Genomic DNA, 11943 nt, shown 5'->3' with positions numbered 1-11943 from the left:
GGGCGCCTGCGCGGAGCGCTTAAAACCGGTGGCGCAAGCCGACCGCCGCGGCCCGGTTGCTGGCGTCGCGGTTGAAGGCATAGTTGTCGCCGTAAGAGACATACGCGTAGAGATTGGTCCGCTTGGAGAAGTCGTAGGTGTAGCCAACGCTATAGACGTTCATGCTCTTGTCGTCGCCGGTCAGGCTGGCATTGTTCGGATCGGCGCGCTGCCAGGAACCGAAGACTTTGCTGGCTCCCAACGGCAGCGTGGCGCCCAGCAGATAGGAGTTGGCGCGGAATCCGTCGCGCAATTTGTAGGTTCCCAGATTCTCGAATCCGCCGGCGTCCGGCGTGACGCCCATCGTCTGCCCCTGCAGCCAGCCGTCGAAAGTCTGGCCGAAGATCGCGTGCAAGCGCACCACTTCGAAGTCGTAGCTGCCCGCGATGATGTACTGCTGGATGCGCGCGGGAGACTGCCCGCCCGGCGCACCGTTGGTGGGGTTGAAGCGGTCGTAGGACAAGGCCGCATACACCGGTCCGTTGCTGTAGCGCAGGCCAGCGGTCAACAGGCGATTGTTGTCGCCCGTCGCGTAACCCGGATTCAGGCCGGCATTGTCGGTGCGCGTGCTGTCCACATTGAACGAATAGCCCACGCCGGCCTGCCAGCCGCCCATCGACGGCGTCTGATACAGGACCAGGTTGTCGACGCGCATCGTGTTCGCCGCGCTGAACGTGGAACCCAGATTGGCGGTGCGGAACGACGTGCCGAAAGGGTCGACGACGTTGCCGATCCAGTCCGATGCCAGATTGATACGCCGGCCGAATTCCAGCGTGCCGAGCTGATCGCTCTCCAGGCCGAGGGTGGAGCGCCGCCCGAACAGACGATTGCTCTGGCCGGACACGCCGGTATTGGAATTGAAGCCGCTTTCCACATTGAAGATGGCGCGCAGGCCATCGCCCAGGTCTTCCTTGCCGCGCAGGCCCCAGCGCGACCCGCTGTTGACGCCGTCCACCGAGCCGACCTTGCTTTGCGAAAAGCCGTTGGCCCCCTTGACCTCTTCATAGCCGATACCCGCATCGACCACGCCATAGAGCGTGACCTCTGTTTGCGCCATGCCCAGGCACGGAACCGTCAAGGCGCAGCCGGCAAGGGCGAAATAAGCGAACCGCATGTTCTTCATCAATGGAACTCCCCGATAGATTGCACTGAATGGCCTGTCTGTTTTCTTTGCCGGAAACAGCAAGGACTGGTGCGAGTATGGGCGAGGCAGCGCCATTGATTAATAGCGAAAATGGTTTCGCCAGAACCATCCGTGGCATAGTCCCGGCGTCTCGTTCGAGTTGTCATCGGGACGACATCCTGGCGTCAGGAACGGGTCATACCGGGGTCAGCGCGGACCTTCTACATTGGTCAGGCTTCAGTAATGTTCCCGTACGGATTCCCCGGCCGCGCATGCCCAATCTCAATGACATCGCCATCTTCGTGGAGGTCGCCAAACAACGGCACCTGGGCCGCACAGCGGAAAGACTCGGCGTGCCAGCCTCCACCATCTCGCGGCGCCTGCGCCGCCTGGAGCGCGACCTGGGCATCGCGCTGCTGGTGCGCACCACGCGTTCCATTCTGCTGACTGAAGCGGGGGCCCTATACGCCGAACGATGCCGCGGACTTGTCGAACAGACCATGGACGCGCACTGCGCGCTGCGCGACCTGGGCCTGGTGCCCTCCGGAACCTTGCGCCTGTGCCTGCCCGATACGCTGACGCCGCTGTCCTTCGTCGACATCGTCAGGACCTTCTCGGAAACCTGGCCCGGCGTCGACGTACAGCTGGACTACTCGCCCGGCAGCGACCTCAGCGCGGCGCCAGTGAGTTTCGACATCGCACTGCGCTGGGGCTCGCAGCCCGATTCCGACCTGATCGCGCGGCACGTCGCCACCGTTCCCTACCGCCTCTATGCGTCGGCCGGATACTTGCGCAATCAACGGCCTCCGGCCTCGCCCTCCGATCTGCGCGGGCACGCCTGCCTGGGCGCCGACTTCTGTCCCGAGCTCGCACAATGGACGCTGCATGGACACGGCGGCGCAGTGCGCATCGCCACGCAGCGCCGGATCAGCGCCAACAACCTCGACGGCCTGGCGGGACTCGCGCGCGCAGGCGCGGGGATTGCACCGCTGCCCGAGCCCGCCGCCGCATCGCAGCCTTATGCCGGCGATCTGATTCAGGTACTGCCCGCATGGCGCTTCGAGTCCGTGCCGCTGTTCGCGCTGTTGAACACCCGGCATCCGCCCGCGCGCGCGCAATCCTTCCTGAGTTTGCTGGAAACGCGCCTGCGCGACGATTTCGCGGCAGCACGCGCCGGCATGGCCGCGAGCCCGCTGGCGAAACTGACAACGATGTTATGAACGGGTCACGGTGCGGTCAGGCGCCGCTGTTCAGAATGGAGTCACGGTTCGGCCCCGCGCTTTCTGCAGGGCGACCCCATACTGAACAGGAGCACCCCATCATGCGCATCAAACTTTCATCCGCAGCCGCCGCCATCGCCATCGTCCTCGCTTGGGGCAACGCCGCCGCCGCCGAGGAAACGTACGTGCCGCCGCCCAAGCCCAGCAGCCTCACCCGCGCCGACGTCGAACGCGACCTGAAGGCCTGGCACGATTCCGGCCTGGCCGAACTCTCCCGGCTCGAAGAGACGCCCGACATCTACAGCAGCGAGTATCGCCAGCGGCAAGCGGTGTATTTGAACCTGATCGGCCAAAGCGCCGAGCGCGCGCCGACGGCGCGGACCCGCTAAGGCGGCCGAGCGCTGGCCTGCCTGGGGCGACGCCGCACTCAGAACTTGTGGCTGAACCCCATTGTCACCAGTGCCTGCCGGCTGGATCCGGAATCGGCGCCAGCCCCCGGAATCTCCGCGATCGCGGACCGCCCGACGACGACGCCTCCCGCGCCCAGCACGGGCGCGATTCCGTCTCCACCGGCCTTCTGCAGGATGACCGCGCTATAGAGCTCCGTCCTTTTGGAAAGGGCATAGCTGGCGCCGAAGTTGACCTGATGGAACTTCGGCTTCAGTTTCTGGTAGTCCGCGCGGCCGACGTTGTAGATGTACGCTACACCAAAGGACAGCGCCGGCGTGAGCCGATAGGTCGTCATCACCTCATAGCTGTCCATCGTGAAATCACCGCCATTGCCTGCGCCGGGGAACCCGTTTACGACGAAGTATTGGCTGTTCCTGAGCAACGTACGCGCGTAGGTAAGGCCGACGGTCGCCGCGCCGAGTTGGTAGGACGCCCCGACGCCGAGCACCTTCATCGCATCGGCATCCTGCAGCCCCACGTACTGGCCCAGCGCACCGACGTAGTTGCCGTTGGATTCGTACACGCCCCCGGTGCCATTGGGGCGGGTAGCGGGCGGATGAATATCCAAATAGCCCACCGCCATCGCGAGAGGTCCGCTCGCATACGAGCCCGCCAATGCCCACGAACGGTTCGCGGCAAAATCGCCGGTTTTCCCTCCAAAGCTGTACATGCTGTGCAGCCGCAGGCCATTCGCGTCCGGACTCACATACTTCACGGCGTTGTTGATCCGGATTGACTGGTTCAGGTTGTTCAGGTCGCCGAAATGCGACCCGTAGCCCGTTGCGAAGTTGTTGCTGGACGGAAACATGCCGACGGTATCCGACAGAGAATCGTATTGGCGCCCGAGCGTCAAGACGCCGTAGCGCTCGCTGGCGAAGCCGACATAGGCCTGGCGGCCGAATAGCAAGCCCCCCTGGCCGAGCTTCCCGTTCTGCAGATTGAAGCCATTCTCCAGGACGAACACGGTGGATACGCCATCGCCCAGATCCTCGCGGCCGCGCAAACCGAAACGGTTGCAACCCTGCGGACCACAGATGTCGGCATGGATGGAACTGCCGTTGCCGCCACCGCTGACATAGGTAAGGCCAGAGTCGAGCATGCCGTACAACTCGACGCTGCTCTGGGCCGCAAAGGCCTGTGGGATCGCAATCAACAAAGACAGATACAAGCCGATCTTCTTCATGGGTATCTCTCAAAAAATGGGGATGGACAGGGGTGCAGGAAGCCGCACCCGCGCTGCGTAGCAGCCGGGTGGACGGACTTCGGATTGAGTGAGGGGAGACCGCCTCCATGCGCATGGAGGCCGAATACGCCGCTAGCTTGCCTGGTCGCGTATGGAGGCCGAGGGCGGCAGCACGCCGGGATACACGCCGACCGCAATCGCGGCGGGCCTGGGAGCCGGGGTCAGAAGACTGACCGCGACAACAGCCCCGGCATTGATCGCCATCGCAATGAGACCGGGCTCCCATTCAGGTGCGACGACTGCCCAATACTGCGAAGCGAAAGGCGCCAGCAGCGCCGTGAACCCCGCAACCAGTCCCGCCAGCACGCCCGCTGCCGTGGTGCGCCTCCAGAGGAAACCAAGAAACACCGGCGGCGCAAGCATGCCTATCGCGGCGTAGGCGTTCAACAGGATTCGCACCAGTGAACTTCCCTGATGGACGGACAGGAATGCCGCAAGCGAGGCAAAGCCGATCAGCGACACGCGCGACAAGCGCAATGCGGCGGTCTCCGACATTCCTTTCCAGAAAGGCTGCACAATGTTGCGCGTGAAAATAGTTCCGGCCGACAACAGCAACAGCGAACCGGGTACCAGCGCCAGCAGGAAGCCCGTGCCGGCCACCAGCCCCACCACCCACGACGGGTAGGACGTCGCAACGAAGTGCAGCAGCGCGGCATTCAGATTGTTCCCCGGCGGCTGCGTCCCGGCGAGCAAAGCCGCGAACCCCAGCAGGATGATGAAGAAGTAGGCCAGCGAATACAGCGGCTGCCAGATGGCATTGCGCCGGATCACGGTTGCGCTGTGCGCCGAATAGCACATCTGGAAAAGATGCGGAAAGACCCAATTGCCCAGCGCGATGTTCAGCGCGGAAGTCATAAGCCAAACCGAAGTCGTCGGTGAAGCCGGATCGATGCCCGGAAACTTGCCGATTCCGGGATAGGCGGCTTCAGCCATGTCGAAGATGTCGAGCAGCGAAGCCGCGCCGATCGTGCCCGCCACCGTGGCGCTCAGCATCACCACGACCACGATCATCAACACGTCCTTGATGCCCGCGGCAAACGCCGCCGAACGCATGCCGGCCGCAAACACGAAGGCGATCATCAAGGCGGCGGCGACCAGCGTTGCCGTCACGGTCGAGACTCTGCCATCCAGCGTCAGCTGCACCACCAGCCCGAGGCTGATCAGCTGGATCTGCACATAAATGACCAGCGAGGCGATGCCTATCGCGCCTGTCAACACCCCCAGCCAAGGCGCGCCATAGCGCGCGGCAAAGTAGTCGGCTTGCGTCACGAAGCCGCCGGCCCGGCCGGCGCGCCATATCTTGGGCATCAGCCAGTACCCCAGCGCGTAGCTCAACGACACTGAGCAGAACGCCAGATAGGCGGGCGCTCCCAGCGCCCATGCATACCCCGAAATGCCCAGCACCGCGAAGGTGGTGTAGACCTCTCCCGCGTTCATGAACCAGAAGATCAACGTCCCCAGACTGCGGCCGCCGACCGCCCACTCGGCGAGGGTCTTGCCGCGCTTGGCCCGGCGGCCATAGCCCAGCGCGCCGGCGAGCGTCGCCAGCAAAATGACGAACACAATGCCCAGCGTCATGGGTGGCTCCCGTTCTGCGCGACGGTCGCCGCCAGAAAAGCCGCTTCCTCGTCCTCGACGCCGGCGAACCGGTCGAGCCGGAACACCATGCCGATCACGATGCTGGCCAACACGATTCCAGCCATTTGCCAGACCATCGGGAACGGCAGGTTGAGCGGCCGATACGTCACATCGTTCACAAGGGGAGCGAGCGCCGCCTGCCAGATGAAGGGAAGAATGAGCAGCCATCGATGCTGCTGCCGCCCAGACCGGCGAGCCGGTTGAACCAGATTTTCCATTGGAGACTCACGTAAAGTTTTACTGCACTATTGAATGAAAAAACGTGCATCCATACTGCACATAAATTCTACGCACATAGACTCCAGAAGGCGCACTAGTGTTTACCACTACTCTACAAATTTTTATTTCCCAGAGATAAACCGCCCTCTTTGCTGTACACTTGTTTCATACATCAGCACAAAAAATGTGCACTACTAGTGCACATCAAGATCCAGCAGATACGGAATAGGCAACATGATTGGTGAACGCTTGAAAGAGCTGAGGACGGCGCGCAACCTGTCGCTGCGGGACCTGGCGGCGCAGGCAGGGGTATCCGCCACCCTGCTGAGCCAGGTGGAACGCTCGATTACCGACCCCAGCCTCGAAACCGTCCGCCGCCTGGCGGCAGTGTTTGGCGAATCCATCACTTCGCTTTTTGCGGAGCCCGGCGCGCCTTCGGTCTGGATAAGCCGTCCCGGCAATCGCACCAGATTGACCGCCCCGGCGGGACAGGTCAGCTACGAACGGCTGACCGCCGGTCAGGGCGACCTGGAAGTGCTGCGGGCGGTGCTCGAGCCTGGACAGGTTTCAGCGGACGAACCTCGCGGCCACCCGTCGAGCGAATCCGTCTACGTCATCCGCGGCGAACTGATCGCACAGATCGCCGGCGTGGACTATGTGGTCGCCAGCGGCGAGAGCATCTCGTTCGACGCCCGGCTTGCGCACCGCTACCGCAACGACTCCGCAGCGGCAACTGAAATCCTGCTGTCCATCACTCCCCCCAGCCCCTGACCGAACTCTGACTACGCAGGATCCTTACGCCGCGTCGCCCCGGCGCGACGGTGCTCGTCCCGACTTTCATGGAGCTACGCCGTGCAGAACAATCCCCTGGGAATTTCTCGTATCGACCACGTGTCCTGGACCGTCGAAAGACTCGATCCGGCGGTCGCATTCTATGAGCGCGTTTTCGGTGCGCAGGTGCTGTATCGGCTCGGCCCGGTCCATGCCACGCAACTGCCAGACGCCACGGATGGCCGCGACTGGACGGAAGCGCACTTGGGCGTCAAAGACGCTGGGCTCGAACTCGCCATGCTCGTGCTGCCCGGCGGCGCCAGGATCGAGATCTTCGAGTACGAGCAAGCGCCCGGCGAAACTCGCAGCCCCGCCACCTGTGACCAGGTGGGCAGCTACCACCTCAGCATCGAAGTCCAGGATCTGGACGCCGCGGCGCAACTGCTGCGCGACAACGGCTGCACGGTCTTCGAACGCATCGCCTTCTCCGACGGCCCCACGTCGGGCTCGCAATTCCAACGCTTTCTGGACCCCTGGAAGAACATCTTCGAACTTGCGGCTCATGCCCCATCAGCCTGAACAGGCTGGCAGCCCATACCTTGCACACTCCTGGAGCATCGCATCGTGACACGCATCGCCATCAACCCGGACGCCATGTACGCGAGCCTGCCGTTCGGCTTCTCGCACGCCACTGAACAACGCGGCACGCGCAGCCTGCACCTGGCCGGTCAGGTCGCGTGGGACAAGGATCGCAACCTGATCGGCGCGGGCGACGTGGTCGCGCAAGCCCGGCAGGCGCTGAGCAACCTCAAGCAGGTGCTGACCGCCGCCGGCGCCACGCCCGCCGACGTGCTGCGCCTGCGCACTTACGTGGTCAACCACAAGCCGGAAAACCTGGGACCGATTTGCGCGGAAATCAGCGCCTTCTATGGCGACGCAACGCCTGGCGCCAACACGTTCATCGGTGTTCAGACGCTGGCCCTGCCTGAATTTCTCATCGAAATAGAAGCCGACGCGACACTGGATCAAGGAACACCCGCATGAACCGCAATGACATCAACTGGACCGGGTACATCCCCGCCATCACCACCCCCTTCAAGCGCAACGGCGACCTGGACTGGGCAGCGCTGCCCCGGCAACTCGAGTGGTATGTGCAGGAGCGCATGCACGGCGTGATTCTTGCCGGGACCTCGGGCGAATGGTTCAGCATGAACGAGGCAGAGCGCGCGCTGCTTTTCCAGGAGTCCAGCCGCGCGATCAACGGCCGCATCACCGTCCTGGGCGGCTGCAACGCCTACACCGCGGCGGAAGCCATCCTGCATGCGCGCGCCGCGCAACGCGCGGGGCTGGACGGCATCATCCTGACTCCACCCCCCTACATCGTGCCCAGCCGCAGGGAACTCGTGCAGTTCTACCAGGACGTCTCCGACGCAACCGACATTCCCATCTGCATCTACAACTGGCCGCGTGGCTGCGTCGTCGACATGGATGTGGACCTCCTGGACGAACTGGCGGATATCGACCATGTGGTCGCGGTCAAGAACTCCACGCCAGACTTCGGCATGTTCCTGAAGGGCGCGTATCAGCTGGGCCATAAGGTCCGCTACTTCAACATGCCCACTTCGGCGCTCGGCGCCGACCTGTCCGCGCTGGGGGTGGCCGACGGCCTCATGGGCGCCGGAGGAGTGCTCGGTTCGGATCACCCCGACTTCTGGCGCTGCATTGCGGCCGGCGACAAGACTCGGGCGGTCCAACTGGGCGAGCGCGACCGGGTCATCATGGGAGCCTGGTTCAACAAGGATTTTGCCGGCAATTTCGGCAGTGCGCAGGCCATCCTCAAAACAGCGCTGCGGCTGCGCGGCGTGCCCGCAGGATATGTCCGCCGCCCCCTGCTGGAACTGACCGAGGCCGAAGCCGGCCAGGTCCGCGCCACGCTGGAAGAGCTGGGCATCGCAACGGTCCCGCTGGAACAATCGTGACGCCTGCCGTTCAGCAAGATGCGGACACTGACACCCGCGTCGCCACGCTTGTCATTGGCGGAGGCCTGCTCGGCTGCGCAATTGCCTATTACCTGGCCAAGTCTGGCGTCGACGTGCTGCTGGCCGAAAAATGCCAGATCAATAGCCAGGCATCGGGCCGCAACGCCGGCAGTCTTCATTTCCAGCTCGAGTACCGCATGATCGAACACGGCCTGGAAAGTGCGCGCAAGGCCGCAGAGGCCATCCCTCTGCACCTGCACGCCCAACACGCATGGCGCGGCCTTGCCGCCGAACTGCAGGACGACCTCGGCGTGGTGCAGCATGGCGGGCTGATGGTGGCCGAAACCAGCGAGCAGGTGGAACGACTGGAGCAGAAGGTTGCGCTCGAGCAGGCCGCCGGCCTGCAGATCGAGCTGCTCGATCGCGTAGCGGTGCGAACCCAGGCGCCCTACCTCAGCCCGTCCATCGTGGCGGCGGCCTTCTGCCCCGGCGAAGGCAAGGCGGACCCGCGGCGCAGCGCGTTGGCTTACGCCAGGGCGGCCGCCCGTCTCGGCGCGCGCATCCGCAGCGCAACTGGCGTGCGCTCGCTGCGGCGCGACGGACGGACATGGCGCGTCGCGCTGGACGGCGGCGCATCCTGTCAGGCCGACAACGTCGTGCTCGCCGCGGGCGTGTGGTCGGGCCGGATCGCGCAAATGGCAGGAGTAACGCTGCCAGTCAGCGCCGTCGGCCTGACCATGGCCGCCACCGCGCGCACCCGGCCCTTTATAAAGCACCTGATCCAGCACGCGGGAAGGCGCCTCTCCATGAAGCAGACGCCCGAAGGCAACGTGCTCATCGGCGGCGGCTGGCCCGCCACCCTGCCTCAGACCAACGGCATTCTCGACCTCGACCGCCAGCCGGAACTTTTGCTGCCCTCGCTGGCGGGCAACCTGAGCGCCGCCACCGCCGTAATACCCGCGGCCGGGGAGCTTCCGGTGCTGCGCGTCTGGACCGGGGCCACCGCACTGGTCTCTGACCAGCTGCCGCTCATTGGCGCAATTCCCAAGGCCGCCGGCCTGTTCATCGCCACGGGCGGGTCGGCTTTCACCCTGGGCCCCACCTACGCGCAAATCCTCGCCGACGACATACTCGGCCGCGCCAGGACTTTCGACACCTCCCCCTACGACCCCAAACGCTTCGGGAGCCTGACCTTTGCCTGACGCCACACGATTGCAGACCCGGGTTGCCAGACCCGCCCTGATCCGCATCTACATCAATAACCGCGAAGCCCTGGCCTACCCCGGAGAGACCGTCGTCACCGCCCTGCTGGCCGCCGGCGTGTCGGTGTTCCGCCGCAGCCATGGCCACGCGGCGCACGCGCCCGTCTGCAACATGGGAGTCTGCTTCGAGTGCCTGGTCACCATCGACGGTTGCCAGTCGGTGCGCAGCTGCATGACCTTGGCAACGGAAGGCATGCGCATCGAGGTTCCCCCGAATGTTGAATAGTGCCAACCACAACACCGCCGAGCAGGCGGATACGTGCTTTGACCTCGTCGTCGTAGGCGCCGGGCCCGCGGGTCTGTCGGCGGCATTGACCGCGGCTGACCACGGACTGCGCGTCGTCGTGATCGACGAACAACACGATGTCGGCGGCCAGATTTTCCGGCAGGCGCCCAGCACCTTCCAGAGCGAACCGAGCAGCGCCTTCAAAAGCTATCCCTTCGGCCGGCAACTGCTTGAACGAGCGCGGCAATCGACGCAGATCCAATGGCGCTTCGGCTGCACCGCCTGGGGCATCTTCCGCACGCCGGATCAGTCCGGAGTAAGAGTCGCCATCAACCGCGGCAACCATGCCGCGCTGATCGACGGCGCCGCACTCTTGATCGCCACCGGCGCCTACGACCTGCCGGTGGCCTTCCCGGGCTGGACCCTGCCGGGCGTCATGTCCGCGGGCGGCGTGCAGACCTTGATGAAGAGCCAGTTTCTTCGCCCGGGAATGCGGTTCGTTCTGGCCGGATCCCACCCCTTGCTGCTACTGGTCGCGGATCTCCTGATCGAGTCCGGCGCGCAGGTCGCCGAAGTCGCCATCGCGCGCCCGAAGCCGTCGCTGGCCGAACTGCTGTCGGCCTGGCGCGCCCTGCCAGGGCATCTCAACCTCTTTCAGCAAATGGCCGGCGCCCTGGGCAACCTGCGGCGGCATCGGGTTCCGATACGCTTCGGCACGCTGCTGACGCGGGCCATCGGCAACCAGGCCGTGGAGCAGGTGGTGCTGAGCGACGTCACGCCGGCATGGGAACCCATCGCCGGAACCGAGCGGACGCTGCAAGCCGACACGCTGGTTACGGGCTATGGGCTGCTGGCGTCCACTGAACTGGCCCGCCAGGCCGGCTGCGCCAGCATCTGGCGGCCGGCTGAAGGCGGCTGGATCGTATCGCACGACGAACGCATGCGAACCAGCCAGCCCCGGATTTTCGTGGCGGGAGAACCCGCCGGCATCGGCGGCGCCGAAATGGCAGCCATCGAAGGCCGCATCGCCGCCTTGCAGGCCGTGCTGGACGTGCGCGGCGACACGGCCGACCAGACCATTCTGGAATCATTGCGCCGGGAGGACAACGCGCGGCGCAAGGCAAGCCGGTTCAGCAGCGCGGTGCTTCAGTTCTTCGAGCCCAGGCTGGACGCACTGGCGGGACTCGCCACGCCGGAAACCACCATCTGCCGATGCGAGGAAGTCACGGCCGGCGCGGTGCAGTCATTCCTCGCAGAAAACCCACACGCCAGCGACGTGAACAGCGTCAAGCTCGCCTGCCGCACCGGGATGGGATTCTGCCAGGGACGGTACTGCCAACATACCGTCACCCACATGCTGGCCGCGGCGCGCGGCCAGGATGCTGGCGTGCTGGGCGCATTCACCGCCCGCGCGCCAGTCAAACCAGTGCCAGTCGCGGCGCTGGCAGACCTGCGGGAGCATGGTCTGCCCTGACCGGGGAACCAAGGCTCCGGCCGAAATAAAAAAAGCCCCACCGTGTATCACGTGTGGGGCTTTGCCTTTGCGATTCGCCGCTTGGTTCAAAGCAAACGATGCATGGGTATTCTTGGCGGACAGAGGGGGATTCGAACCCCCGATACGCTTTTGACGTATACACGCTTTCCAGGCGTGCGCCTTCAACCACTCGGCCACCTGTCCTATCTGCGATTTTCACTGCGGGCTAAGCCGCTGCAGAAAATGCGAATCCGCGATTCTAGCAGATTGCGGACAAGGCCGGCAAGCGGGCAAGGAAA

13 protein-coding genes and 1 tRNA gene are annotated in these 11943 nt (G+C 64.5%); 9 read left to right on the top strand and 5 right to left on the bottom strand.

The window, feature by feature from the left end; all coding sequences use genetic code 11:
- Positions 1–19: 19 nt before the first annotated feature.
- The gene (locus HWY37_RS26875; protein ID WP_425485038.1) at positions 20–1162 is read right to left on the bottom strand and encodes a porin; all 1143 of its coding nucleotides are present in this window, start codon (positions 1160–1162) and stop codon (positions 20–22) included.
- Positions 1163–1434: 272 nt separating this feature from the next.
- Between HWY37_RS26875 and HWY37_RS26870 the strand changes: the two genes are divergently transcribed.
- Positions 1435–2382, top strand: coding sequence for a LysR family transcriptional regulator (locus HWY37_RS26870; protein WP_175207795.1), 948 nt, complete (start codon positions 1435–1437; stop codon positions 2380–2382).
- Positions 2383–2483: 101 nt separating this feature from the next.
- Positions 2484–2771, top strand: coding sequence for a DUF4148 domain-containing protein (locus HWY37_RS26865; RefSeq protein WP_175207794.1), 288 nt, complete (start codon positions 2484–2486; stop codon positions 2769–2771).
- Between the two features lie 38 nt (positions 2772–2809).
- Here the strand turns inward: HWY37_RS26865 and HWY37_RS26860 are convergent, their stop codons facing one another.
- The 3 genes from HWY37_RS26860 to HWY37_RS26850 all read right to left on the bottom strand — a co-directional run bounded on the left by HWY37_RS26860 (position 2810) and on the right by HWY37_RS26850 (position 5931).
- Positions 2810–4015 carry a porin gene (locus HWY37_RS26860; protein WP_175207793.1) on the bottom strand — a complete coding sequence of 402 codons (1206 nt, stop codon included), beginning with the start codon at positions 4013–4015 and terminating at the stop codon, positions 2810–2812.
- 132 nt (positions 4016–4147) lie between these two features.
- On the bottom strand, positions 4148–5653 hold the full coding sequence (locus HWY37_RS26855; RefSeq protein WP_175207792.1) for a sodium:solute symporter family protein: 1506 nt from the start codon (positions 5651–5653) through the stop codon (positions 4148–4150).
- Entirely contained in the window at positions 5650–5931 is a 282-nt protein-coding gene (locus HWY37_RS26850; RefSeq protein WP_175207791.1) for a DUF3311 domain-containing protein, read from the bottom strand. Before HWY37_RS26850 ends, HWY37_RS26855 begins: the two co-directional genes overlap by 4 nt.
- Positions 5932–6166: 235 nt before the next feature.
- Here HWY37_RS26850 and HWY37_RS26845 point away from each other — a divergent pair, with 235 nt between their 5' ends.
- The 7 genes from HWY37_RS26845 (at position 6167) to HWY37_RS26815 (ending at position 11644) form a co-directional block, all read left to right on the top strand.
- A complete protein-coding gene (locus tag HWY37_RS26845) occupies positions 6167–6703 on the top strand; it encodes a helix-turn-helix domain-containing protein (protein WP_175207790.1) in 537 nt (178 codons plus the stop codon).
- Between the two features lie 81 nt (positions 6704–6784).
- Complete coding sequence (locus tag HWY37_RS26840) at positions 6785–7282, top strand: VOC family protein (RefSeq protein WP_175207789.1); 498 nt, start codon at positions 6785–6787, stop codon at positions 7280–7282.
- A gap of 45 nt (positions 7283–7327) precedes the next feature.
- Positions 7328–7747 (top strand): RidA family protein, encoded by a 420-nt coding sequence (locus tag HWY37_RS26835; RefSeq protein ID WP_175207788.1) that lies wholly within the window; start codon positions 7328–7330, stop codon positions 7745–7747.
- A complete protein-coding gene (locus tag HWY37_RS26830; protein WP_175207787.1) occupies positions 7744–8682 on the top strand; it encodes a dihydrodipicolinate synthase family protein in 939 nt (312 codons plus the stop codon). Before HWY37_RS26835 ends, HWY37_RS26830 begins: the two co-directional genes overlap by 4 nt.
- Entirely contained in the window at positions 8679–9884 is a 1206-nt protein-coding gene (locus HWY37_RS26825; RefSeq protein ID WP_176090248.1) for an NAD(P)/FAD-dependent oxidoreductase, read from the top strand. The genes HWY37_RS26830 and HWY37_RS26825 overlap by 4 nt, the downstream gene beginning before the upstream one ends.
- Positions 9877–10170 carry a (2Fe-2S)-binding protein gene (locus HWY37_RS26820; RefSeq protein WP_175207785.1) on the top strand — a complete coding sequence of 98 codons (294 nt, stop codon included), beginning with the start codon at positions 9877–9879 and terminating at the stop codon, positions 10168–10170. Before HWY37_RS26825 ends, HWY37_RS26820 begins: the two co-directional genes overlap by 8 nt.
- Positions 10160–11644, top strand: a complete 1485-nt coding sequence (locus HWY37_RS26815; protein ID WP_176090247.1) for an FAD-dependent oxidoreductase — start codon at positions 10160–10162, stop codon at positions 11642–11644. Before HWY37_RS26820 ends, HWY37_RS26815 begins: the two co-directional genes overlap by 11 nt.
- A gap of 113 nt (positions 11645–11757) precedes the next feature.
- On the opposite strand, the gene HWY37_RS26810 is transcribed toward HWY37_RS26815, so the two are convergent.
- A tRNA-Ser gene (locus tag HWY37_RS26810) sits at positions 11758–11848 on the bottom strand.
- Between the last annotated feature and the right edge of the window lie 95 nt (positions 11849–11943).

Source organism: Achromobacter anxifer, from assembly GCF_903652925.1.
Taxonomy (GTDB): Bacteria; Pseudomonadota; Gammaproteobacteria; order Burkholderiales; family Burkholderiaceae_B; genus Achromobacter; species Achromobacter anxifer.
The sequence above is the reverse complement of the archived record's forward strand: the minus strand, read 5'-3'. Positions and strand labels throughout refer to the sequence as shown.

Excerpts from the sequence above, each read along its gene's own strand:
- HWY37_RS26875 (WP_425485038.1), bottom strand. The coding sequence starts at position 1,162 with ATGAAGAACATGCGGTTCGCTTATTTCGCCCTTGCCGGCTGCGCCTTG.
- HWY37_RS26870 (WP_175207795.1), top strand. The coding sequence starts at position 1,435 with ATGCCCAATCTCAATGACATCGCCATCTTCGTGGAGGTCGCCAAACAA.
- HWY37_RS26865 (WP_175207794.1), top strand. The coding sequence starts at position 2,484 with ATGCGCATCAAACTTTCATCCGCAGCCGCCGCCATCGCCATCGTCCTC.
- HWY37_RS26860 (WP_175207793.1), bottom strand. The coding sequence starts at position 4,015 with ATGAAGAAGATCGGCTTGTATCTGTCTTTGTTGATTGCGATCCCACAG.
- HWY37_RS26855 (WP_175207792.1), bottom strand. The coding sequence starts at position 5,653 with ATGACGCTGGGCATTGTGTTCGTCATTTTGCTGGCGACGCTCGCCGGC.
- HWY37_RS26850 (WP_175207791.1), bottom strand. The coding sequence starts at position 5,931 with ATGGAAAATCTGGTTCAACCGGCTCGCCGGTCTGGGCGGCAGCAGCAT.
- HWY37_RS26845 (WP_175207790.1), top strand. The coding sequence starts at position 6,167 with ATGATTGGTGAACGCTTGAAAGAGCTGAGGACGGCGCGCAACCTGTCG.
- HWY37_RS26830 (WP_175207787.1), top strand. The coding sequence starts at position 7,744 with ATGAACCGCAATGACATCAACTGGACCGGGTACATCCCCGCCATCACC.
- HWY37_RS26815 (WP_176090247.1), top strand. The coding sequence starts at position 10,160 with ATGTTGAATAGTGCCAACCACAACACCGCCGAGCAGGCGGATACGTGC.